The sequence below is a fragment of the Litchfieldia stipae genome (assembly GCF_014837155.1).
In the GTDB taxonomy this organism is placed as follows: domain Bacteria; phylum Bacillota; class Bacilli; order Bacillales; family Bacillaceae_L; genus Litchfieldia.
Window position 1 is genome coordinate 84,921 of the sequence record NZ_JACYHA010000013.1, and the last position, 23,286, is coordinate 108,206.

Annotated in this window: 26 protein-coding genes; 5 read left to right on the top strand and 21 right to left on the bottom strand. The window is 35.2% G+C overall.

Features of this window, described 5'->3' with window-relative positions; genetic code table 11:
- Nucleotides 1-8: 8 nt before the first annotated feature.
- The 8 genes from rpsA to prsW all read right to left on the bottom strand — a co-directional run bounded on the left by rpsA (nt 9) and on the right by prsW (nt 7,045).
- On the bottom strand, nt 9-1,151 hold the full coding sequence (rpsA, locus tag F7888_RS15130) for a 30S ribosomal protein S1 (protein ID WP_191780840.1): 1,143 nt from the start codon (nt 1,149-1,151) through the stop codon (nt 9-11).
- Between the two features lie 178 nt (nt 1,152-1,329).
- The gene (locus tag F7888_RS15135) at nt 1,330-1,911 is read right to left on the bottom strand and encodes a lysophospholipid acyltransferase family protein (protein ID WP_191780842.1); all 582 of its coding nucleotides are present in this window, start codon (nt 1,909-1,911) and stop codon (nt 1,330-1,332) included.
- A gap of 4 nt (nt 1,912-1,915) precedes the next feature.
- Nucleotides 1,916-2,587, bottom strand: coding sequence for a (d)CMP kinase (gene cmk, locus F7888_RS15140; protein WP_191780844.1), 672 nt, complete (start codon nt 2,585-2,587; stop codon nt 1,916-1,918).
- A 31-nt stretch (nt 2,588-2,618) separates the two neighbouring features.
- Nucleotides 2,619-2,801 carry a DUF5359 family protein gene (locus F7888_RS15145; protein WP_191780846.1) on the bottom strand — a complete coding sequence of 61 codons (183 nt, stop codon included), beginning with the start codon at nt 2,799-2,801 and terminating at the stop codon, nt 2,619-2,621.
- Nucleotides 2,802-2,852: 51 nt separating this feature from the next.
- Nucleotides 2,853-3,521 carry a flagellar brake protein gene (locus F7888_RS15150; RefSeq protein ID WP_191780848.1) on the bottom strand — a complete coding sequence of 223 codons (669 nt, stop codon included), beginning with the start codon at nt 3,519-3,521 and terminating at the stop codon, nt 2,853-2,855.
- Nucleotides 3,522-3,685: 164 nt separating this feature from the next.
- A complete protein-coding gene (gene ypeB / locus F7888_RS15155; protein ID WP_191780850.1) occupies nt 3,686-5,032 on the bottom strand; it encodes a germination protein YpeB in 1,347 nt (448 codons plus the stop codon).
- Nucleotides 5,033-5,046: 14 nt separating this feature from the next.
- Nucleotides 5,047-6,261, bottom strand: a complete 1,215-nt coding sequence (locus F7888_RS15160; protein WP_191780852.1) for a cell wall hydrolase — start codon at nt 6,259-6,261, stop codon at nt 5,047-5,049.
- 133 nt (nt 6,262-6,394) lie between these two features.
- Nucleotides 6,395-7,045, bottom strand: coding sequence for a glutamic-type intramembrane protease PrsW (prsW, locus tag F7888_RS15165; RefSeq protein ID WP_191780854.1), 651 nt, complete (start codon nt 7,043-7,045; stop codon nt 6,395-6,397).
- Nucleotides 7,046-7,198: 153 nt separating this feature from the next.
- On the opposite strand from prsW, the gene F7888_RS15170 reads away from it, so the two are divergent.
- On the top strand, nt 7,199-8,170 hold the full coding sequence (locus F7888_RS15170) for an asparaginase (RefSeq protein WP_191780856.1): 972 nt from the start codon (nt 7,199-7,201) through the stop codon (nt 8,168-8,170).
- A gap of 55 nt (nt 8,171-8,225) precedes the next feature.
- Here the strand turns inward: F7888_RS15170 and F7888_RS15175 are convergent, their stop codons facing one another.
- From F7888_RS15175 to F7888_RS15195, 5 genes are all read right to left on the bottom strand, one after another.
- Entirely contained in the window at nt 8,226-9,203 is a 978-nt protein-coding gene (locus F7888_RS15175; protein ID WP_191780858.1) for a YpdA family putative bacillithiol disulfide reductase, read from the bottom strand.
- 136 nt (nt 9,204-9,339) lie between these two features.
- On the bottom strand, nt 9,340-10,620 hold the full coding sequence (locus F7888_RS15180) for a Glu/Leu/Phe/Val family dehydrogenase (RefSeq protein WP_191780860.1): 1,281 nt from the start codon (nt 10,618-10,620) through the stop codon (nt 9,340-9,342).
- Nucleotides 10,621-11,062: 442 nt separating this feature from the next.
- Nucleotides 11,063-11,659 carry a genetic competence negative regulator gene (locus tag F7888_RS15185; protein WP_191780862.1) on the bottom strand — a complete coding sequence of 199 codons (597 nt, stop codon included), beginning with the start codon at nt 11,657-11,659 and terminating at the stop codon, nt 11,063-11,065.
- Nucleotides 11,660-11,757: 98 nt separating this feature from the next.
- Nucleotides 11,758-12,669, bottom strand: a complete 912-nt coding sequence (locus tag F7888_RS15190; RefSeq protein WP_191780864.1) for a MerR family transcriptional regulator — start codon at nt 12,667-12,669, stop codon at nt 11,758-11,760.
- Between the two features lie 105 nt (nt 12,670-12,774).
- Complete coding sequence (locus tag F7888_RS15195) at nt 12,775-13,539, bottom strand: metallophosphoesterase (RefSeq protein WP_225228822.1); 765 nt, start codon at nt 13,537-13,539, stop codon at nt 12,775-12,777.
- Nucleotides 13,540-13,749: 210 nt separating this feature from the next.
- Between F7888_RS15195 and F7888_RS15200 the strand changes: the two genes are divergently transcribed.
- Genes F7888_RS15200 through F7888_RS15210 form a run of 3 tightly spaced genes read left to right on the top strand, consistent with a single transcriptional unit; the run spans nt 13,750 to nt 14,833 of the window.
- Nucleotides 13,750-13,977, top strand: a complete 228-nt coding sequence (locus F7888_RS15200) for a spore coat associated protein CotJA (protein ID WP_191780866.1) — start codon at nt 13,750-13,752, stop codon at nt 13,975-13,977.
- A complete protein-coding gene (locus F7888_RS15205) occupies nt 13,978-14,238 on the top strand; it encodes a spore coat protein CotJB (RefSeq protein WP_191780868.1) in 261 nt (86 codons plus the stop codon).
- Nucleotides 14,239-14,263: 25 nt separating this feature from the next.
- Nucleotides 14,264-14,833, top strand: coding sequence for a manganese catalase family protein (locus F7888_RS15210; RefSeq protein ID WP_191780869.1), 570 nt, complete (start codon nt 14,264-14,266; stop codon nt 14,831-14,833).
- A gap of 41 nt (nt 14,834-14,874) precedes the next feature.
- Here the strand turns inward: F7888_RS15210 and F7888_RS15215 are convergent, their stop codons facing one another.
- From F7888_RS15215 to F7888_RS15230, 4 genes are read right to left on the bottom strand one after another with little or no spacing between them, the layout of a single operon-like run.
- Complete coding sequence (locus tag F7888_RS15215; protein WP_191780871.1) at nt 14,875-15,504, bottom strand: LysM peptidoglycan-binding domain-containing protein; 630 nt, start codon at nt 15,502-15,504, stop codon at nt 14,875-14,877.
- Between the two features lie 9 nt (nt 15,505-15,513).
- A complete protein-coding gene (locus F7888_RS15220; RefSeq protein ID WP_318246303.1) occupies nt 15,514-16,110 on the bottom strand; it encodes a CPBP family intramembrane glutamic endopeptidase in 597 nt (198 codons plus the stop codon).
- Nucleotides 16,082-17,644, bottom strand: coding sequence for a RecQ family ATP-dependent DNA helicase (locus F7888_RS15225; RefSeq protein ID WP_191780873.1), 1,563 nt, complete (start codon nt 17,642-17,644; stop codon nt 16,082-16,084). The genes F7888_RS15220 and F7888_RS15225 overlap by 29 nt, the downstream gene beginning before the upstream one ends.
- Entirely contained in the window at nt 17,641-18,699 is a 1,059-nt protein-coding gene (locus F7888_RS15230) for a YpbB family protein (protein WP_191780875.1), read from the bottom strand. The genes F7888_RS15225 and F7888_RS15230 overlap by 4 nt, the downstream gene beginning before the upstream one ends.
- Before the next feature lie 356 nt (nt 18,700-19,055).
- On the opposite strand from F7888_RS15230, the gene F7888_RS15235 reads away from it, so the two are divergent.
- A complete protein-coding gene (locus tag F7888_RS15235) occupies nt 19,056-19,304 on the top strand; it encodes a ferredoxin (RefSeq protein ID WP_078546005.1) in 249 nt (82 codons plus the stop codon).
- An 88-nt stretch (nt 19,305-19,392) separates the two neighbouring features.
- Here F7888_RS15235 and F7888_RS15240 read toward each other — a convergent pair whose 3' ends face one another.
- From F7888_RS15240 to sigX, 4 genes are all read right to left on the bottom strand, one after another.
- Complete coding sequence (locus tag F7888_RS15240; RefSeq protein ID WP_191780877.1) at nt 19,393-20,205, bottom strand: histidinol-phosphatase; 813 nt, start codon at nt 20,203-20,205, stop codon at nt 19,393-19,395.
- Between the two features lie 97 nt (nt 20,206-20,302).
- Nucleotides 20,303-21,274, bottom strand: coding sequence for a peptidoglycan DD-metalloendopeptidase family protein (locus F7888_RS22985; protein ID WP_191780879.1), 972 nt, complete (start codon nt 21,272-21,274; stop codon nt 20,303-20,305).
- Nucleotides 21,275-21,496: 222 nt separating this feature from the next.
- Nucleotides 21,497-22,738 (bottom strand): hypothetical protein, encoded by a 1,242-nt coding sequence (locus tag F7888_RS15250; RefSeq protein WP_191780881.1) that lies wholly within the window; start codon nt 22,736-22,738, stop codon nt 21,497-21,499.
- The gene (gene sigX, locus F7888_RS15255; protein WP_191780883.1) at nt 22,713-23,264 is read right to left on the bottom strand and encodes an RNA polymerase sigma factor SigX; all 552 of its coding nucleotides are present in this window, start codon (nt 23,262-23,264) and stop codon (nt 22,713-22,715) included. The genes F7888_RS15250 and sigX overlap by 26 nt, the downstream gene beginning before the upstream one ends.
- Nucleotides 23,265-23,286 lie beyond the last annotated feature (22 nt).

Consider the following 23,286-nt stretch of genomic DNA (forward strand, 5'->3'; position numbering starts at 1 on the left):
CCAAATCTTTATTTTAATTTTTTAAGTTGGTCGCCAATCATTTCACCTAATTGAAAACCTGAAGATTCTTCTTTCTGTTGGTATTTCGCAAAATCCTCTTCATCTACGAAGTCGTCTGCTAACTCTTTCATACTTAAAGAAATTTTTTGGTCCTTCTCATTAATTTCAAGGACTTTTACATTTACTTTTTGTCCTTCTTTAAGTACTTCATGTGGAGTTCCAATATGTTTATTTGAGATTTGAGAAATATGGACTAATCCTTCAACTCCTGGAATCACTTCGACAAACGCACCGAATGAAACAAGTCTTCTGACAGTCCCTTCTACTACATCACCACGAGATAGTTTTTCATTAATATTAGCCCAAGGTCCAGGTAAGGTTTCTTTTATCGATAGTGAAATTCGCTCATTATCAAGATCTACAGATAGAATCTTTACAGTAACCTTTTGCCCCTCTTCAACCACATCAGATGGTTTCTCTACATGATTATGTGACAATTGAGAAATATGTACTAGTCCATCAACTCCACCTAAGTCAACAAAGGCACCAAAATCAGTTAATCTCTGAACAGTTCCTTCAAGAACCTGGCCAACCTCTAATGAATGAATGAGTTTATTCTTTTTATTTTTCTGCTCTGCTTCAACAACAGCACGGTGAGAAAGAATGACACGATTCTTCTCTCTGTCTAGTTCAACCACTTTTACAGTTAGTGTATTGTGTAGGTACTCAGAGAAATCCTCTACATAATGAGCTTCAACTAGTGATGCTGGGATAAATCCTCTAACACCAATATCAACGACTAGACCACCTTTTACCACATCTTTTACTTCTGTTTCAAACACTTCTCCAGAGGCAAAGCGCGCTTCTAGTATTTCCCATGATTTTTCAGCTACTGCAGCTCTTTTAGATAGAATAACAGTATCCTCTTCCACCTTAATAACCTTTAATTCTAATTCTTCTTCTTCTGAAACAACATCACTTGCTTTTTCTACATGAAGACTTGAGAGTTCGCTTATTGGAATAATGCCATCAACCTTACTGTTCTCAATGCTCACGATTACTTGTTTTTCTTCAACCTTTGTCACCTTCGCAACAACTGTGTCGCCAACCTCTAAATCTTTCACATCTACTTGATTCATATCCTCAACCATCATTTTACCTCCTTAAGTCCACCTGCGAAAACAAATGTAACTGTTGTTTTGTCTTGCAAATGTATCAATACCCAACTTTTGATGATCAAAAATCATCTTGGGAATACATAGTTTAAAAATAACTCTCTTTAATAAACTTCTAATAAATGCTAACTTTTGTCAAGTACAAACTCTTAAACTATTTATGTTTTTCTAGCAATTTTCTAATTCCATCCATTATATGCTCAGTAACAGCTTCAGCAGATGCTTTCTCCGATCTAAGCATATCCATCTCAATCGGAGGTCCATACACTACTTTTAGCTTACCAAACATTTTATATGGTCCAATAATTGCACAAGGAATAACAGTAGCACTAGAGCGCAACGCGAAAAACCCTGCTCCAGCAAGACCTTTACCTAAGTGACCATCCTTACTTCTTGTTCCCTCTGGGAATAGACCAAGTACATGATTTTCCTTTAGGATCTTCATTGCTTTTCTTAACGCTTCACGGTCACTCATTCCTCTTTTTACTGGAAAGGCTTTTGTTTTTGTAATAATCTTACCTAAGATTGGAATGTTGAATAACTCTTCTTTTGCCATAAAGTGGACAGGTCTTGGTACTGTAATACCTACAATTGGAGGATCTAAGTTATCTATATGATTAGAACAAATGATTACTGGTCCTTCCTTTGGAATATTATCCTGACCAATTACTTCTATTCGATAAAACGGGCGAAGAATGACTCTTACTGTTTCCCTTGCAAAAATATAAAAATCCATCTAATCAAATCCTTTCATCGACAAGGATCATAATCTTATCAACCACCTCATTAATTGAAAGGGAAGTAGTATCAATTTCGATCGCATCTTCTGCTTTCTTCAATGGTGATACTTCGCGTTCTGAATCTAATTTATCTCTTAATGCAATTTCCTCTTTTAATTGATCAAGATGTGATTCAATACCCTTAGCAACATTTTCATCATGGCGTCTGATGGCTCTCTCTTCCACTGAAGCTAATAAGAATACTTTCACCTCAGCATTAGGAATAACATGCGTACCAATATCTCTACCATCCATAACAACTCCACCGTTTAATGCTAATTGCTGTTGTCTAGCAACCATTTCTTCTCTGATTTGACGATGTTTTGCAACTATTGAAACAGAGTTTGTCACGATATTTGATCTAATTTCTTCCGTAACATCCTCACCATTTACATAAACAAGTTGTCCATTAGCAACTGGTTTTAGTTCGATTTTTGTTTGAAGAAGTAGGTCTATTAATTTCTTTTCATCTTCTAAATTAATATCTTCTTGGATCGCCTTGTATGTTAAAGAACGATACATTGCACCTGTATCTATATATATGTATGACAATTTTCTTGCTACGATTTTTGCAACTGTACTTTTTCCAGCAGCTGCTGGTCCATCAATTGCAATTGAAATATGCTTGTTCATTTAATTATAAATCCCCCTAATTTTCTTCGTTTCATTCCTTGTGAAAGAATGTTTCTATTGTTTGAGTAGCCTCGGATTTGTTTACGCCTTCGTAATCAATGATTTTCGTCAGATATGGTGAGATAGGAGTATATAATAATAAACCTTGAGCTACGATCATGGTTACTAATTGAATGATGATTAATTTAATTAAAATACCCTCAAACCGCTTCATTTCACACAACCCCATACTTTTTCTATATAGTATGTGAAATAAATAGAATAATTATTCTATATCCTGTATTCCTTTTTTTCGATCAGATAATTGTTTTTCAAAACAGAATTTCGTTATAAGTTGTATTGCGTTGTTATTGGTATTAATAAATTGTAAGGATGCCTTACTCCTGTGAGAGCCATTTTCCTCTATAACTCTTATCAATTTACTTTCCAATTTTAAGTATTGATTTTCTCCTGAAATCATTGGTAGGACAAACCATGTCTCCAATTCATCACCAGGGCGACATAGATATTTTCTTGGTAAAATGATTGATGAACCCCCAGCACTTAAATCAGTCGTAAGTGTTACAAATGGTGGAAAACGCTGATCCTTTGAATGGACTGCTACATCAAGACTTACATCAATTCGAACAAACTGTCTTCTTTGTATTCGTTTTACATTCTTATATCCAGGAAATGAAATAATCACCATCGGAATTCCCTTGATTGTCCGACCTAATACTTCAGTTTCAAATAAGTGAACAGAATTATCCTGGCCAACAAAGGATGCCTTAAGTTTTGTTCCATTTATTAAGAAAATTGATTTTCCTGTTTGCTCATTTATAGGATAATCGATGTATAATTGATGATTCATTTCTTCAACTAGTCGGCAACGAAATGATTCCCTTTTATCATTATTGATTAATTCTAAGGTGATCGAATCTCCAATTCTCAACAAACTATATCACTCTTCCCACTATCAATAGTGTGTAGGAATACGAATTACTTATTCCATAACCCCACACTTTAAGTTTTATCAGTTGTACAAAAACAACCTATATTCATATTAAATCATGGAATAAAAAAAAGGGAAAGTATATTTCACTTTCCCAAAGATAAATATTACATTGATTGATTATATAATGGTTCAGCATTTTTCAACTTGATAACCTCTTCTTCATGTCCATTTTCGGCATTAATATAGAGTCTGTAGGTATCATCATTTATTACCCCTAAAAATTCATAACATAGAACTTCTTCATTTAAATCATTTGTTATAATCGCTAGTCGATCTTCCATCACTTCTAAATTCGGATTTACTTTTTTTCTAGCTTCTTCAAGAGAAATACCTGGCTTTGGTATTTTTCTCTCCTTATGGGATGATAAGAAATCTTTAGCTGAGAATCCAACGATATGACCGTCATCTAGCGCTACCTTCATTTTAATTGAATCTGGATAGATTCTAACACCGTCAATACTTGAAACAAAGTTAAATACACCGATATTGTCATATTGTGCACTTTCAAACAGTTCTTGAGTGTGAAAGTTATGATCCTTAAGAAACTTAATTGCATTATTTGATGCTTCATTTAAACTGATTTTCGGATCTTTAACATCTCGGTGCTGAATGACCCATACTGGATATCCGCCTTTTTTGGTAATATCCATATAAATTTCAGATTTTGAATCAGGATCATCTATTCTTAAGCTATAGAAGCCATTTGTTGCTCCATCACCATTTTCTGTGACGGACATATCAATATTCCCTTTTAGACTTAGAAAGTCTTTTGCTATTTCCTTTGCTTTGTTCTCATCGATTTCATTGCCTTCGAGATTTTCATACTCTCCACCATTTTGCTTGCTAGAGACTGTTGGTCCAAAGTTCGTTTCTTTATATCCTTCTATATCTTTTTCAACAGTCTTAAATCCATCGATGATTGTATTATCAGCTTGCTTTTGTCCTGATGCCAATGCTAATTCTACATCCATCCACCTTAAATTATTCTCAATTACTAAATGCTGAACCTTACGTAATTCCTTCTGTATATCCTCTGCATTCGAATACAGATTTTGCAGTGTTTTATACTCTTCATCACTGAGAGGTTCTCCATCTAAGTCTCTCACAGCTGTACGATAACTGAAGTCACCGATATTAGACAAAAACTCTTCAGTTTTATTGAAAGGTAAAAGAGTTAATGGAAGTTGACCTACATCAGATTGTGCTTCAGAGGTCACTCTCCACACATCTGCTAAGGCAGGTGATAAAGAATCTTTTGAATTCATCGCTAGTGTTGTTCCAATTTTGTCATGGAGCAAATCAATCTGATACGTTAAATCATGGAATGCTCGTTGATAATTATTTTCAGCATGAATTAATACAGCGTTTTTTTCTTGATGTTCTTTATAGCCCCAATATGAGGTTCCTACTATTCCTATTGTTAATATTGTGATAAAAATTCCTCGTAGCATGTTCACTCACCTTTCTATCTACAGAAAATGTGCTTTCCGATCCGTTTAATTTGAGGTCTTCCCCAAATCCATTTACTAGTTGCTGTTTCAGGATTAAAGTAATAAGTTGCACCATCGGTAGGGTCCATCCCATTAATCGCATCCAATACTGCTCTTCTTGCTGTATCGTTAGGTGTAAGCCAAATTTGACCATCTGCTACTGCTGTGAAGGCAAGTGGTTCAAATATAATTCCAGAAATTGATTTAGGAAATGTAGGGCTGTTAAGTCGATTTAAGATGACCGCGGCTACAGCTACCTGGCCAATATATGGCTCTCCACGTGCTTCACCATATACAGCATTTGCCATTAATTGTATATCGTTTTGTGAGAAACCACTCGGAACATTTACTGCTGTTGGTCCTGCAGACTCTTCTGGTGCTGCCTCTTCAGCTGCTTGTTCTTGTTCTTCACCATCTTCATTCTGAGGAGCTGGTGCTGGTGCTGGAGCTGGTTCAGCTTGCGGTTGCCCACCATCTTGCGGTTGCCCTCCACCTTGTGGCTGCTGACCACCTTGGGCCTGTCCTCCACCTTGCGGCTGCTGGCCACCTTGGGCTTGACCACCACCTTGTGGTTGCTGACCTTCTTGGGCCTGTCCTCCACCTTGTGGCTGCTGGCCATCTTGGGCTTGACCACCACCTTGTGGTTGCTGACCTTCTTGGGCCTGTCCTCCACCTTGTGGCTGCTTGCCTTTTTTCGGTTGCTCTTCACCTTGAGCTTTGAAACGACTTTCTGATTCTTTTTTTCGTGCTTCAGCTGTTTGCTTTGCTTTTTCAATCGCTTCCTTACTAGGTGCTGACTGTATATCCCAAGGCACGCCTCCGTAGTGAGTAAATCGATTTCCTTTATTTATATTTGCATAGACAAAATCACGATTGTATTTAGTGGCTCTTTTTAACATGTCCTTTGTTTTTTGACCAACTAAACCATCGACCTCTGTTAACCCAAAAGCCTTCTGAAAATTACGAACTGCCCAATAGGTTGACCATCCATATACACCATCGATGGTACCATGATAATACCCGTTATACTGAAGCCTTGATTGGAGTTCAATAACATCGTCTCCTGTCGCACCTCTTTGAATAATTTGTTCTGAAAATGCCTCGGTTTTATTGAAATTGCTTCCTCCAAATATCCCAAATGCTAATATAAAAACTAAAATTGGTAACTTTATGAACAATCTAGAGTTCATTATTTCTTTTACCTCCTTAACCAAATTCTATATAAACTTACATGTATTTTCTGTAATGTCTTATTTTTTATTCAAAAACTAGAAAATTCATCAAAAAAAGAGCCTACCAAAGTAGACTCTCATCCTTAACATATTAAGCTGTCATAGCAAGTCGAGCTTTTTTTGCCTTCCTTAGCCCTACCCACCAAAGACCGATCATGAAAGGTAGCATGTAAAGCATCCATTTCTCCTGAGTTAACAAAATAAAATCATACGTACCATGTAGCATGAACGGTAAGAAAAGAGAAGTAGCAATCCATTTGCTCTTCTTTCCCTTCGGAGCAAACTTTCCTTTTCCAATATAGTAACCCATAATAACCCCAAATAAGGCATGACTAGAGACAGGAAGTAATGCTCGACCAAAAGCAAATTGCACTCCATTTGCAAAGAGGTAAAGAATATTTTCAAAAGTAGCAAAACCTAAAGAAACCGATGCTCCATAAACAATCCCATCATAAGGCTCGTCAAAGTCAATATGTTGAAACACAACATACATCAGAATAAACCATTTGAAAAATTCCTCTAAAAGACTTGTGGCAATAAAGGCTCGCAAAAACTGAGAGACAAGTACCCCTTCAACTTGAAGTACATATTGAACAAACATGATTGGAAATACCAGTATTGCACCAAATATAAATACTCGAAACACCATGGATATCGGCTCATTATCATATCGATCTTTTAAATAAAAATAACTTAGTAGTGCTAAACCAGGAGCAATACCCGCGGAAATGATAGCAACCATACGCTTCCTCATTTCGTACCAAAATTATAATTAAATGTTACATTCACATTATATAATTAATTTTTATTGAGAATCAGATAAGAATATCGTAACATGTAAATGATTAATTGAACATCGTAAATTAAGGAAATCATACTCCCGGGAGTGATACATTTGAAAAAGATTCTACTTATACATACTGGTGGTACCATTTCCATGATAGAAGATAAAACGACAGGTACGATCCAGCAAAATCAACAAAACCCTTTACTTAACACAACCAACAGCTTAAATGAGATTGCTGACATTTCAGTGCTAGAGCTATTTCATTTACCTTCGCCTCATATTACAACAAACGAAATGCTGTTGTTAATGAAGGAAATAAAAGAACGTGTTGTAACAGAAAATATTGATGGAGTAGTCATTACACATGGTACTGATACACTTGAAGAAACTGCTTATTTTTTGGATGTAACCATATCATTTGAACTACCAATCGTCGTAACTGGAGCAATGCGTTCAAGTAATGAACTTGGAGCGGATGGTTTATACAATTTAATCTCTTCTATTCGAGTTGCTGCAAGTGATTCTGCTCGTGGCAAAGGTGTTTTAGTTGTTTTAAATGATGAAATTCATACTGCGAGAAATGTGACAAAAACACATACAAGTAATGTAGCTACTTTTCAAAGTCCCCAGTATGGACCAATCGGTATAGTTACAAAAAGAGGGGTTGTATTCCATCAAGCACCCTTATTTAGAGAAACATGTAATATTAAGAGTATTACAAAGAAAGTAATTATGCTAAAAGCATATGCAGGTATGGATGGAACAATTTTACAAGCAGTGCAATCATTAGGAATTGACGGTTTAGTCATTGAAGCTCTTGGACAAGGGAACCTCCCCCCCTTGATGGTCAATGATTTAAAAGAAATGATCGACAATGATATTCCCGTTGTACTTGTTTCTAGATGTTTCAATGGTTTTGTCGAGGACGTTTATGGTTATGATGGCGGTGGAAAGCAATTAAAGGATTTAGGTGTTATCTTCTCCAATGGTCTAAATGGACAAAAGGCAAGACTTAAATTATTAGTAGCTCTAGAAAGTAATGTCTCACAAGAAAAACTACAAGAATTATTTCAAAAGTAATCTAGCTTGCCTGGTACTATTCTCAAAAGTACTAAATAGACCAGGCACACTCATGTCAGTTGTTTTTTGTAGCTGTCGATTGAATTTTTTGAGCGATGAGACCTCCATGAAACCTGCCGTTTTCAATAAATATTTCATTTGCATTATTCCCTGCAGCTATAACACCTGCAATAAATAAACCCTCAACATTGGTTTCCATTGTTTCTTCATCAAAAAATGGTCGCCCAGTTTCTTCATCAATGATCACATTCATCTTTTTTAGAAATTCATGATCTGGGTGATAGCCAGTCATTGCAAATACAAAATCATTTTTTATGTGATAAGTTTCCCCATGTTTCTCATACACCACTTCGTTCAAATGAATTTCTTTCAAGTGTGCTTGAAATTCCATCTTTATTGTACCATGACGCACAAGGGATTCGAATTCTGGAAGAATCCACGGCTTAATACTTGAAGAGTACTCACTTCCTCTATAAATAACAGTGACCCTCGCTCCAGCTTTCACAAGTTCTAAAGCAGCATCAACACTTGAGTTTTTGCCCCCAACAACTACTACATCACAATCAAAGTATGGATGTGCCTCTTTAAAATAATGAAAGACCTTATCCAAATCCTCACCAGGAATATTCATATAATTTGGATGGTCATAGTAACCTGTAGCAATAACTACCTGGTTTGATTGATAAAGCCCAGCAGATGATTCAACGACAAAGTGACCATTCTCTGTCTTTTCAACTTTAAAAACCTCTTCAAAGGATTGAACCCTAATCTTTTTTCGCTTAACTACTTCTCTATAATAAGCAAGTGCTTGATTTCGGACTGGCTTCCTATTTTCAGTTATAAAGGCTACATCACCAATCTCTAATTTTTCACTAGAGCTGAAAAAGGTTTGATGTGTTGGATAATGATAAATGCTATTTACAATATTGCCTTTTTCTATAATTAAGGGATCTAACCCAATCTCTTGTAACGCGATCGCTGCAGCTAGCCCACAAGGACCTCCACCAATGATAATTACTTCTTCACTTTGCACGTCTTTGCTCACCTCTAAAATGATCTAAGCATCCATAGAATTAACTGAATACTAAGATATGTATTAAAATAAAAAATCTCCTATAAAAATCATAGGAGATTTGATCAGATTGTGCAAATATTAGCCATTTACAAAATTAAATCCATCCTCTAAAACGCGAAGCTTCTGCCATTTTTCGAACTCCGACCATGTAGGCTGCAAGTCTCATATCTACACGTCTAGTCGACGCGGTTTCATAAATGCTATTAAATGATTTGACCATCACTTTTTCAAGTCTTTCTTCCACTTCACTTTCAGTCCAATAGAAGCCCTGATTATTTTGTACCCACTCAAAATAAGAAACTGTCACACCACCTGCACTAGCTAATACATCAGGTACTAATAGAATTCCTCTTTGTGTTAAGATATCTGTTGCTTCCAAAGTTGTTGGTCCATTTGCAGCTTCGACTACTATACTTGCACGAATGTCATGCGCATTTTCTTCTGTAATTTGATTCTCAATTGCAGCTGGAACTAAGATATCACAATCAAGCTCAAGTAATTCTTTATTTGAAATTGTATCATTAAATAATTTCGTAACCGTACCAAAACTATCTCTTCTGTCCAATAAATAATCAATGTCTAAACCATTTTCATTATGAAGAGCACCATATGCATCTGAAATCCCAACAACCTTCGCTCCAGCATCATGCATAAATTTCGCTAAAAAACTACCCGCATTACCAAATCCTTGAACAACGACACGAGCACCCTTTAACTCAATCCCTTTTTTCTTTGCCGCTTCCCTTATACAAATCGTTACACCCTTAGCAGTTGCCGATTCTCTACCGTGTGAACCACCAAGAACCAAAGGCTTTCCTGTAATAAATCCTGGAGAATTAAATTCATCAATTCGACTGTATTCATCCATCATCCATGCCATGATTTGTGAATTAGTGAATACATCTGGTGCTGGTATGTCCTTTGTAGGACCAACAATCTGACTTATTGCACGCACATAACCACGACTTAATCGCTCTAGCTCCCTAAATGACATATCTCTTGGATCACAAACAATTCCGCCTTTTCCTCCACCATAAGGAAGATCAACAATCCCACATTTCAAACTCATCCAGATTGATAATGCCTTTACTTCCTTTTCAGACACATTCGGATGGAATCGAATTCCACCTTTTGTTGGTCCAACTGCATCATTATGCTGAGCACGATATCCAGTGAAAATTTTGACTGAACCATCGTCCATTCTTACTGGTATTTTTACAGTCATCATTCGAATTGGTTCTTTTAATAATTCATAAACCTCTTCAGGATAACCCAATTTTTCGAGTGCTTTATGTATGACAGTTTGTGTTGATTTTAGGACATCTAATTTTTCTTTTTTATTTTCAGTGTTGTCCTGTTTTTTATCGGCTTCCATTTGTAAACCTCCTAATATTCTTCAAAGGTATTTTAGTCACTTAGAGCTCTTTTTAAACGAAATATTCAAATACAGCTACATGACATAGTATACAACTTCATCGATTTGATGCAAAGATAAAAAAAGGCTGTTTTCTCAAAGATTGTTGTTTTTTGAGGTGAATTAGTTGAGTATAGATTTCTAGCAGACTGAATACACGGAGACTCCCGTGGGACTAGTAGCCAAAGTGAGACCCCGCAGGAGCACAAGCGACGAGGAGGCTCACCGGTTACCCCACAGGACGCGGAGTGTATTCAGGCTGCGGTATCAAAAGCAACAATATATACGAAAACAGCCTAAAAAAAAGACCTAAGAGGAACTTTTATTACATGTTTTCTAATAAAATATTTTATTAGACAGGTAACATGCAATATCTGGACCATCTTAAGTCAAATCATCCCTTTTATTCTTTCATAAAATAATGAAATATTTTCTCTATAGATTGTTCACTCATTAAGAGTTTCCCATATTCATGCACTCTATATTTAGTTAATGTTGCAGAATTCCCAAATTCAGCAAGGATCGCAATAAGATTCTCAGAATTCGGAATATCTTCTTCTTCAAATAACAAATAGAAGTGTTCATTATATGAATAGAGCTTTCCACTAAGAATATTTAATGGAAACAGTCTTGAGGAGAGTTGTATGACATCTTCAAATGATGAAAATTCATAAAACAAATCATCACTTTCGTCAAGTGTAACTTGCATTTCAATATAATCATCTGAGAAATCAGCATCTTCATCAAGTTCTTGACTTTCTACATCCTTTGTGACGATTACAACCATTCCTTGAGCCTGTAATGAATATACTTCTACAGCTATTGCACCGTTTGCTTCAAAGCCTAGTTCTTCACTAGCCTCTTCAATCATATCTCGAAAAAGCTGATGTACCTTTATAGAATCGTGCCTAAGATCTTCTTTGGTTAAACCACGTTCCATTAAATCATCGAATGTCAAAAATATCTTGATCTTATTATAATTTAAGCGTTCAAGACGCATAAAGACCCCTCCCTACCGTCACGCCAACATTCTTATTCTCAGTTTATGAAAAATCCAAAGGATGGTTCATATTTTAGTACAGAAATAGAAGTAGTATGTTAATTAACCTGATTCATTTTTTCTTTCAACCACTGTTCCCAATCGCTTTGCTGATCTCCAACAATAATTGATTCAATAGGGGGCGTATGAGTTTTATTTTTGGTGAATGCATTACCACCTAAGCCGATCGTTAGTTCTCTGTTCTTCTTCGTTATTCTTTCAACTAACTTCAATGTTTCTCCTTTGTTCTCTTCCATCGTACATGAGATAAATAGATAATTTGGATTTATTTCATCAATGACGATTTCCAAATCACCTTCTGCAGTACTTGTCCCAATATAGATAACCTCAAAGCCTTTTAGTCTTAGAAAAAGTGTAAAAATAGATAATCCTATTTCATGAAATTCACCTGGCCCGCATGCTGTAACAGCCTTAGGAAGCATACTATTAACTGGCAGATTATGAAAGATCATCCCAATTTTTGATCTTATAAACGATGATGCAAAGCGCTCATGTGCACTTGTGATTTCCCCTTCTTCCCAAAGCGTTCCTATTTGGATAAGTGTTGAACTCAATAGTTCGATAACCACTTTATCAATCGTATAGATGCTAAATGCTTTATTCATCAATTCATGGGCTTTGTGCTCATTAAAATGGATTAAGCTATCGACTAACTCATTCTGTAATGCTAGTAAGAACTCCAAGCGATGTTCTTCATTAAGTGAGCTCATTAAAGCTGGTGAAGATTCAAGTAAAGAAATCGCTTGGCTAATCGTAAATCCTTTATTTACCTTTTCCACAAGCCAGCTTAATATCTGAACATGTTCCTCAGTATATAATCGATGACCAGATTCATTTCGTTTTGGAGCAATGATTTTGTATCTTCGTTCCCATGCCCTTAAAGTCCCTGCTTGAATGCCTAACATTTTTGTCATGGCTTTTATATTGTACTTTCCTTCTTGTGATCCCATTTTTATCCTCCAATAGGATGTAAAGCTTACAGCTTACTTGTCTCGTATTATAACGAATTTCATAGATTGTGTAAAATAACTTCTCTTCTCATCTAAACAAGTGATTTACTCCGTTTTTATAGTAATTAAATGTGTTTCTGGATGTGCACCTAGACGTAGAGGTAATTGTGTTGTTCCATACCCATTACTAGTAAGAAGTGTGGTCCCTCCCACTTGTTCAATCCCGCCTTTTTTGTACATTCCAACATTAAAAATTCTAATTTGACCTCCATGAGTATGTCCTGACAAGATAAGGTCAATTTTATGTTGATCGGTCACTTCATTAATTATTTCCGGATTATGACTAACTAATATTTTGAAAGCTACATTCTCTTTGACATCATTTAACGCTAGATCAAGACGATGTCGCCCTGTTTTTATATCATCGATTCCTACTATTGCAAGCTGTTCACCTGTCTCAGATTCAAATCCTGCAGCTGTATTATCAAGAATGTTGACGCCTTTAGAAAGTAATACTGAATCTAATTGATGATAATCTATTTCATAATCATTATTACCCCACACAAAGTAAACTGGTCCAATCATCCGTAATAAATCAATATTTGCTTCAATCTTATGTAAAGGGACTCCCTTCTCACATAAATCTCCACCAATTATAACTAAGTCTGCTGTACCGACCTCTTTGATCATTTGCTCAGAAACTGTTCGTTTATGTATATCAGAAATAAAATAAATAGTAATTTCACCAAAGCTCTTCGGAAAATGATCAAATGTTAGAGTTGTTTTAATGATGTTATTTTCTTTAGCAACAATGGCCATATATACCAATAATCCAATCGCGAGTAATGCAAGAACGATTATTCCTATCAAAGATATTCCCCTACCTTCAGTTCTTTAATAATGCTTTTAAAAACACTATACCATAGATGTGTATTCCATTTTGAGGAATATTCTCCAATTATAAGAAGGTTCATGTAACTTCTTATTTTTTGCCATAAATTTATTGGAATTAATTTGAAATTAATCCATAAACATGAATTGAAGAATATGTAAATTCCATATCGTAGGAGGTTCGCGCTTATGTATACTTGGAGAAAGAGCTACGCTCCTTACTCTGGCCCATTCGACCCTTGCCGTCCGATTCCGAAAAAGACATTTGTCACTCCACCAAATATATATCTAGGATTTCAGCCAGCTAATTTGCCTCAATTCTCTCCGAAAGAAGCTCTATGCACAGGAACACTCTGGAAAGCATTCTATGATCCCTATTATGGTCCATATGAGCCTCAAAAAAGGGAGGGTTCTTAAATGAAGAAGATGCCACCTGAGTATTATGCTTTATTAGAAAATCTACAAGCGTTAGATTTTGTCCTTGTTGAATTAACCTTATATTTAGACACTCATCCAAATGACTATGATGCCATTAAACAATTCAATGACACGGCTTACGAACGTAAAAAAGTCGCTAAACAATTTGAATCTCAATTTCATCCATTATTGCAATATGGCAAGAGTTATTCAAGTTATCCTTGGAATTGGGATGACAGTCCTTGGCCATGGCAGGTTTAATTATTATCTGAAGGGACGTGTTTATATGTGGGTCTATGAAAAAAAACTTCAATACCCTGTAAAGGTAAGTACTTGTAATCCAATGTTAGCAAAATACTTAGTAGAACAATATGGTGGGGCTGATGGAGAATTATCAGCTGCTCTTAGATATTTGAACCAGAGGTATACGATACCAGATAAGATTATTGGACTATTAAACGATATCGGAACAGAAGAATTCGCTCATTTGGAAATGATTGCCACGATGATATATAAACTCACAAAAGATGCTACACCAGAACAATTAAAGGCTGCTGGCTTGGATACACACTATGTGAACCATGATAGTGCCCTCTACTATAGTAATGCTGATGGTGTGCCGTGGACTGCAAGCTATATACAAGCCAAAGGTGATCCAATTGCAGATCTATATGAGGATATTGCTGCTGAAGAAAAAGCACGTGCTACTTATCAATGGATTATCAATATGAGTGATGACCCTGATTTAAACGATAGTTTACGTTTCCTAAGAGAACGTGAGATTGTCCATTCTCAGCGTTTTAGAGAAGCTGTAGAGATTCTAAAAGATGAGCGCGATAAGAAAAGGATATTTTAGTAGAATGGTAGAAATGAGGCTTCCAAAAAGAAGCCTCATTTCTATTTAGTCTCTTCAACTTTCATTGGAATCTTCAATACTTGTCCTTGATAAATTTGATTATCCTTTATATGATTCCACTCTTTAATTAATTGTTCTCCTGCTCTAGAGTGATAATACATATTAGAAATACGATATAAAGTTTCGTTCGCTTTTACAGTGTGATACTTGACCTCATACTCAACAGATGCTGGTTTCTCTTTAGGCACACTTGGTTGTTTCACCTCAGGTTGCTCTTCTACTGGATCATTTCTAACTTCTTCAGAAGATACTTGTTTTTCTGATTCTGACTCCTTTGGTGTATCAGAGCCAACTTCCTCCCCTTGTGATTCGAGTAATTCAGATCCAATCAATGTGTTAGAGTCCATTTTCTTCTGATTAGCATATTTAACCGTCTCAACATTTTGTAAATCTTTTGAAACAAAACTTGGTTTAGGCAGATAATCATTAAAGTAAATCGTTGTACATACTATTGTCAGAATAAGTAGAATAAAAAAGAATCCTAGTAATCTAACAACAGGGAATTTTATCTTGAATTTTGTCTTCTTGGGATTTGTTTGATGATACTCACTTCTTGGAGGTAATCCTCCCTCTTTGAAGCTTTCCTTGAATTCATCATTTGAATTATTCATACACTTACCTCATTTACGTAAACTTTTTATATATTCAATTTTTAATTTAAGTGCAAAGACAGCATCTATCATGAAATGTGCAAATATTGTAACCCATAAGTTACCAGTGTTTTCAAAAACAATACCCAAAAGAAAGCTTAAGACGACTACAGATAATAGAAGCACCCATTTATACAAATAACGAATATGTAACAATGCAAACACGATACTCGCAATATATAATCCAAAATGAGTCTGAAGAATGCCCCTGAATAGAAGTTCTTCAGTAAAAGAAATGAGAAAACAAACAAAAAGGATATGAATTATATTTAATTTTTCAAACATCCTTTTGTTTATTCCACCGTCATCAAGCATTTCCTTGGGTAACCATCTTTCTAATAATAAATCCACTACTATTACCCCAATGGCTATACTACCACCAATATAAAAAATGGAGGGATGAAAGCTCCACATTGAGATAAATGACTCAACATCCTCAAATAGAAAAAAAGCTAATATGATAGATACCAATAGGAGCATGATTTGTGTTAAATATAGATGAATCATAATTTCTTTATCTGCCATTCTTTTTATAATATCAGCTTGACGGCTCATGACTATGTTCACTCTCATCTCCTAATAGAATACAACGTAATTCTTGTTTCCAATCAAAAAACAACCCATTTTTAGTTCTTTCAACTTCTGTAGCTTGAGCAAAATCTAAGATTATATCACTTATACAATTGTCACAGCATCTTTGAGGCTTTTGAGAAAGCTCTTCTTGAAAATATGCTAAGATTCTCTCTCTTCGACACCCGGTCGTATTAATCCATTGTTTCATGAATCTTAGCTTGTTTTCTTTATACCTTATCCTGTCTCTTACTTTTTCGTTCACTAATTCAGTAGTTTCGATTACATTTACTTGTTTAGATATCTTTTGATTCTCAAAAATCACATTTTCTCTTAGATGATATTTAATAAATCTCCAAATCGTTTCTGAAATCACATTATGTGCAACAACCTCATTGTCTAATTCTTTGGTGAAATGAACTTCACCCTTTTCATGAATTAATCTATTTAAATAATTTAACACTGCAGTTATTTGTCTTTCGTCTGGAAGATCACTTTGAATTAGCATTTCAGGAAGCTCATGATCATTTTCACTATAAAGTAAGATAGAGATACTATCTTTTCCATCTCTTCCCGCTCTTCCAATCTCTTGAAGATAGCTTTCTAACTGTGTAGGGAAATGAAAATGAATCACATATCGTATATCACTTTTATCAACACCCATACCAAATGCATTGGTACTACAAATGACCGATAACTGTCCTTGAATAAATTGTTGCTGTATTAGCATTCGCTGCTCATGATCAAGACCACCATGATAATAAGCTACATTGGGAGTATGATTTTCTTGCAGAAATGTGGATACATTCTCAGCAACATTCCTACTTGAAAAATAGATAATTCCTGGCCCTTGTAACGACTGAACCAATTGAAGCAGTTTTTCTAATTTTTGTTGATAGCTTCCTATCTTTTCAACGACAAACGCAATATTCTTCCGATCAACAGAATGAATATGTCTTTTGACATCCTTAAGCTTCAAGCAATCTATGATATCTTCAAGTACCTCTGGTGTTGCAGTAGCTGTTAAGGCAACACATGGTGGATTTCCAATCATTTTACGAATATCCCCAAGCTTTGAATAATCAGGCCGGAAATCATGTCCCCATTGTGAGATACAATGTGCCTCATCGATTACTAAATAAGATATATTTATTTCTTTTAATTTATCGATAATCCAATTGGATTGAAGAATTTCAGGAGACGCGTATATAAATTTATAGTCATTTAATTGTCTGATGACATGTTTCTTTTCAATTGAAGTTAAGATGCTATTTAAAGCAACAACACTTTTCTCTCCTTTTTTTCTAAGCTGGTATACTTGATCTTCCATTAAAGAAAGAAGAGGAGAAACAATTAAGACAGTGCCATTCTTTACGTATGCAGGAAGCTGATAGCAAATGGACTTCCCTCCACCTGTTGGAAGCATAGCCACAACATCATATCCATTGACAATATCTTCAACAATTGGTTTTTGACCTTCTCTAAAAGAATCATATTTAAATTTAGAAAACAAGATTTGTTCAAGATTCATTTATTCACACCACTTCTTGCAAGTACTAATCTAATTTCAAAATAAGTGACATCTGATTTTATCACATCTTTAATCTGTTTTAATCTTAATGTTTTAAGGGATTGTTGTGTTGTCTGAATGATCGCTTGCTTTTCTTTTGAAACAAAGGGATTGATTGAGAACTGTGAGTCATGTTGGACAATCTCTACGATATGGTCTTCGATTGTACTTTTTTTCAACTTCCTGATCGTTGCTACCTCTTCTATCGTTTTTCCACTTTTTAAAAGCTGATATGTTTTTTCCGATGATTCTGTTAAAAAAGGGCTCCGTTTATTAATGGAAATAAAGATTTCATACAGTGCAGGAAAACTTTGCGGAGCTTTTTCAACTCTAGACAATAGATAATGAATAACATTTAAGAATAAAAATTCGACCTTTGTTTCATCAAGTGATAGGAAAGTAGCTATTTGTTTATTTGTCCAGCCAATTCGTTGCTCACTTGAAAGCTTCATCACAAAAATGGTTGCTTCTAGTTCAGATATTTCAGAAAGGCACTTCTCACATTCTTTGTATATCTTCAAAGAGAGCTCTTGCTTTTTTTTTGTATTGTTGAGTAAAAAGTGCTTAGTCCAATTTAAAATATGTTGATCCTGTTGAATGGTAATATACTCTTTATTATCTCTTAAAAGATTAGATAGTACTTGAATCAGTAGTGTTAGTTTTTGCCAAAATTGCACACCTGTGTCATGGTATTTACGGCCATTCACAAAGCACTGTTGTGTAAAAGCCTCTTCCTTTAAGAGGGAATTCCCTTTTGGTGTCGCAATGTAAATATGTTCTTCCAGCATTTTTATTAAACCTTTTGATACTAGTTCGTCAATACTAATGATAAGGTCTTCACGACTTAGTTTCTTCATTACGCTAAACAAAAAAGATAACTGATAAAATTCACCATCTGTCATTGCTTGTGATGACTTTTTTCCAGTTAGGATATGATATATGCCATAAATTGATCTTTCACCATTCACCTTATTTATACAATATAATAAAATGAAGGATCTGAAGGAGACGTTCATAAGAATCTGCCACCTATTCTTTCTCCAACATTAGTTAGAAATTTGTCGAAATACATTTTTCTTTATTTTAACAAATGTAATTGTAAATGAATACTGAAACCAAGTGAATAATTTAGAGAAAATGTTAAAAGAAGAATATTTTTAAGTAAACTATCATTAGTTAGTAAGGAGCGAAAATTTAAGAAATCCCTTCTGTGATAAGCATTCTCACTAGACTTTTCTATTGAAATGTTTTGAAAACAGTTTTACAATAGGAAATGAAGGAATAAGTAACATCTTCTACCAACTGGTAGGATGTAAATAATGCATTATGTTCTCGAACATTTTTTAAGATATTTTTGGGAGGTTATTTACTCATGGCAAAGTACACAATTGTTGACAAAGAAACTTGCATCGCATGTGGCGCGTGTGGAGCGGCTGCACCAGACATTTACGATTATGATGATGAAGGTATTGCATTTGTAACATTAGACGATAATCAAGGAATTGTTGAAATTCCGGATGTATTAGAAGAGGATATGATGGATGCATTTGAAGGTTGTCCAACAGATTCAATCAAAATAGCTGACGAACCATTTGATGGGGACGCACTAAAATTTGAATAGTAATTGATTTATGTTAAAGGGCTGACCAAAAGCTAATAGGTCAGTCCTTTACTATTTATGCAAGTCGTTTCTGATTTTTTCTCTCGTTTTATCCTAATGGTACTTCCTTACGCTCACCTTTTTCGAAAGTCATTAAGGTTTGATACCCAACACTTTTTGCTAAATCAATTGCCTTATCATAATCTGCCCCAACATCACCTGGTACATGTGCATCTGAGGATAAGACAATAGGTATCCCTTTATCAAAACACATTTGGAGTAATCTTGGATCCGGATATAATTGGCCGATATGTTTACGCAATCCTGCTGTACTGATTTCTACACAAGTTTTTGAATTTGATAAAGCAGTTGTTGCTCGATCAAATTGCTGTAATAAAAACTCTTCATCATTAGGAATATAGTTGAAGATTTTCACTAAATCTAAATGCCCGACTATATCAAACAGGTTTGATTGTGCTAATGTTATCACCTGATCATAGTATTTCTCATATGTATCATATAGGTCACGACGTTCCCATTCTTTTCTATATTCTGCTAAATCAATACCAAAATCATCTACCCAATGAATAGATCCAATTACATAATCAAAGTCATAAGAATCGATGAAATCTTTCATTTCTTTATGTTTACCTGGTGTATAATCCATCTCTATCGACATTTTCACATTCATGTGTTCATTCCATGCTTGTTTAAATAAGTCTACATAATCTTTCATATCATAATACCTGCGTTCATCTACCCATGGATTTCTTAGGATGTTTTTTGTTTGGTAAAAATGATAGGCATGCTCTGATATACCAAAGTGCTCAATGCCCTTCCTTTTTGCCTCATCTGTGAATTGTTTCATATAATCTAGCGTTAATGTGCCTCGTTCTAAATGATTATGATAATCTGTGAGCATACTTGTTCCCCCTCAAGTTTTTTACCATTATACCTATTAAATATAACAAATACAATGAATACATGAGGGAATAGTTAGAAGCTTCCTGACTTTGTATTTATTTGCTAATAATTAGCTCCTGCATCGGAAAGATGAGATCTCCTACTATATCATTAAGTGCTTTTATTTCCTCAACTGAAATGTTTACTTGCTTTGAAATTTGTTCAAGAGAATCTCCTTTCTTAACCACATAAATATCATCATGTTGTTCATATATTTTTATTTTTTGCCCGACCTTTAACAAATCTGTTTTTAGATCATTCCATTGCATAATTGCAGCTATTGATACCTTATTTTCTTTTGAAATATCCCAAAGAGTTTGATTCTTTTGTACTTCGATCACTTTAGGCTCAATTTCTTCTTCATTTTGCGATTGCTTAGAAACTACGATCGATTGACCTGCTATTTTGCCTTCTTCATGAATTGTTTCCCAGTTCTGATAGCCTTCAATGAACTCGCTTGCAGCAAGCTTCATACTTTGTCTTTTCATCTCATTTTCTTCTTGATCAATTGCTACAAATAACTTTCTTTCATTCAGCACGGTTAAAGGATCGATCGCATTATTTTTATCGTAAGTCCATTCACCCTTATGTACTTCAAAGTGAAGATGGGAGCCTGTTGAGACACCTGTGCTACCAACTTCGCCAATTTTTTGACCCGCTTTCACTTTGTCTCCTTCTTCTACATTACGCTTACTCAGGTGAGCATATACAGTTTCTAATCCATTAGGATGTCCAATGAATACAACATGACCATAGGTTGTTGAATAGTAAGATTTCTTGACAACACCTTCATCTACAGTTAGAGTATCCTCACCTTTTGGGGCGGCAATATCCAATCCCTTGTGCCTTCCATGTCTAGTTCCAAACGTATCTGATATTTCACCAACAACTGGCCATACCCAATGTTGTGTCTTTTGTTTATATTCTGTATTTGCACTTGTTGGCTTTCCACCAACAACGAATAGTCCAATACTAATGGCCATGATCACTAAAAGTGTCAGGCGTCCTATCTTTTCTTGCAGTAACATCAAAATCCCCCTTGAAAACTATGTTGAAAAGAAACCTATGTTAGCCTGTCTATCGATAGTACATGTTCATACACACTGTAAACAAAACGTTATATTTGTCTTATATATGTTACAAGCCTGAAAAACAAACACCTTTTAATTATTTGACATATTTTCTTAAATTATGTAATTTTTTTAACCACAAAAAAAAGAGACTTCATTCTAAGTCTCTGAAATCGGGTATTAATTAAGAGAATCAATTGGGTTAAGTGAGACTGGTACAGGAATTGGTGTACCTATATCAATTCTACCTACTTTATCAATGTCAGCTATAACCGTCACGGTCTCAAAATCAAATTCCTTTGCCGTAAGCATCATTGCTTCAAGAGCAAGGATATGTTCTTCTCGATTTTCTACTGGTGCTGTAATAGAAATCGTTAGATGCTTCGCTTTCTCATCAGGTGTCAATGTAAAGGTCCAATCCTCTGGAATTGACGGATTAATTGAATAATCACCTAAATTCTCTATTTGCTTCATAGCCTCAAATGCTTCTTCAATCGTATCATAAGGGTCAACTGAGTAAGCAAAAAAAGGAGTGTCAGAGCCTTCATTTTTATAAATAAAGTATCCCTTTTTTGTGTTTTTTTCAATCGTAATCCCTTCTGAGACTACACCTGACTGACCAATTACAGTTCCTACCTTACCATCCAATTTATAAATGACCTTTGAATAGCCCTCACGTAACCATCTGAACGTATTATCAATCGTATGATTGAATACTCCAGATTCAGCCGAACTAAAATTAGATATATTCAGATTTGATGGAATATCAACGACGACATTTTTTGTTTCATCATTTTCAATTTCTTCAGTATAAGTCAAATAATCCAATGCATACGTTTCTAATCCCCAATTCTTATATTTTTCACTCAGAAGATTGTTTAACAATGGAATATATTCATTATATTTTTGAATGGAGCTTCGCCCATCGTTATTAGTTAATATACTAACAGTGGAAAAAAACTGACCATAATCGATTGGCACTGTAAAAGTTAATAAAGTCTGATCACCTATGTCGTCCTCATTAATAACAAATGATGGTTGAGAGTCAGTTACTACGCCTAAATTAGATTGGGATTCTTTCGAATTTTCCTCTTCAACTTTTATTGACTCTTCATCTCTAGTCATAGACATCATGCCAGTATCTGATTCAGCCTGACTTTCATCCCCTGACATCGTATTTTCCTCGAAAGCAATATCAGATGTACTCTTCATTTCATTCATAAGTGATGGACTAATTATGGTAATTAGAATAATTGCAGCTATAGTTGCTACACAAGGTACCAGCCAAGAGGGTCTACGCCTTTTTTGCATCTTAGCTGAGATATTTTGATAGATTTCCTGTGGATTACGTTCATCTTTCATTTGCGGCATTTGCTGTAACACTTTCTCTAGTTGTTCATCGCTCCACTCTGATCTTTTCATCTAGCGGCCCCTCCTTTACCCCAGATTCTTCCATGTGTGCTTTTAATACCTTCAAACCACGATGCTGTGTTGTTTTCACTTTACTTTCAGTCCAACCTAATGCTTCTGCTGTTTCAGCTATGGAAAGTGACTGAATATACCTTAGAACAAGAACAAGCCGTTGATCGACTGAACATTTATCCAGACATGTATACATCATTTGAATTTGTTCATTTTGAATCGTTATTTCTTCAGGTAAAGGCGCAACATCCTGAACTTGTTGTTTACTCCAATCAAATGAATCGATGATACGCTGCTTCCATCCCTTTTGCTTTCTAAATGAATCAATTGCGACATGTCTAGCAATTGAAAATAACCAGGTCTTTTCACTGCTTTTTCCTTCAAACCGATCATAGGATTTTAAGACCCTTATATACACTTCCTGAACGAGGTCTTCTGCTTGCTCACGATTTTTCACCATATACAACAAAAACGAAAATACATCGTGATGATATTTTTCGTATAGCTTCTGAAACACGGCGTTCATTCCTTTACCCTCCTCGTTCAAA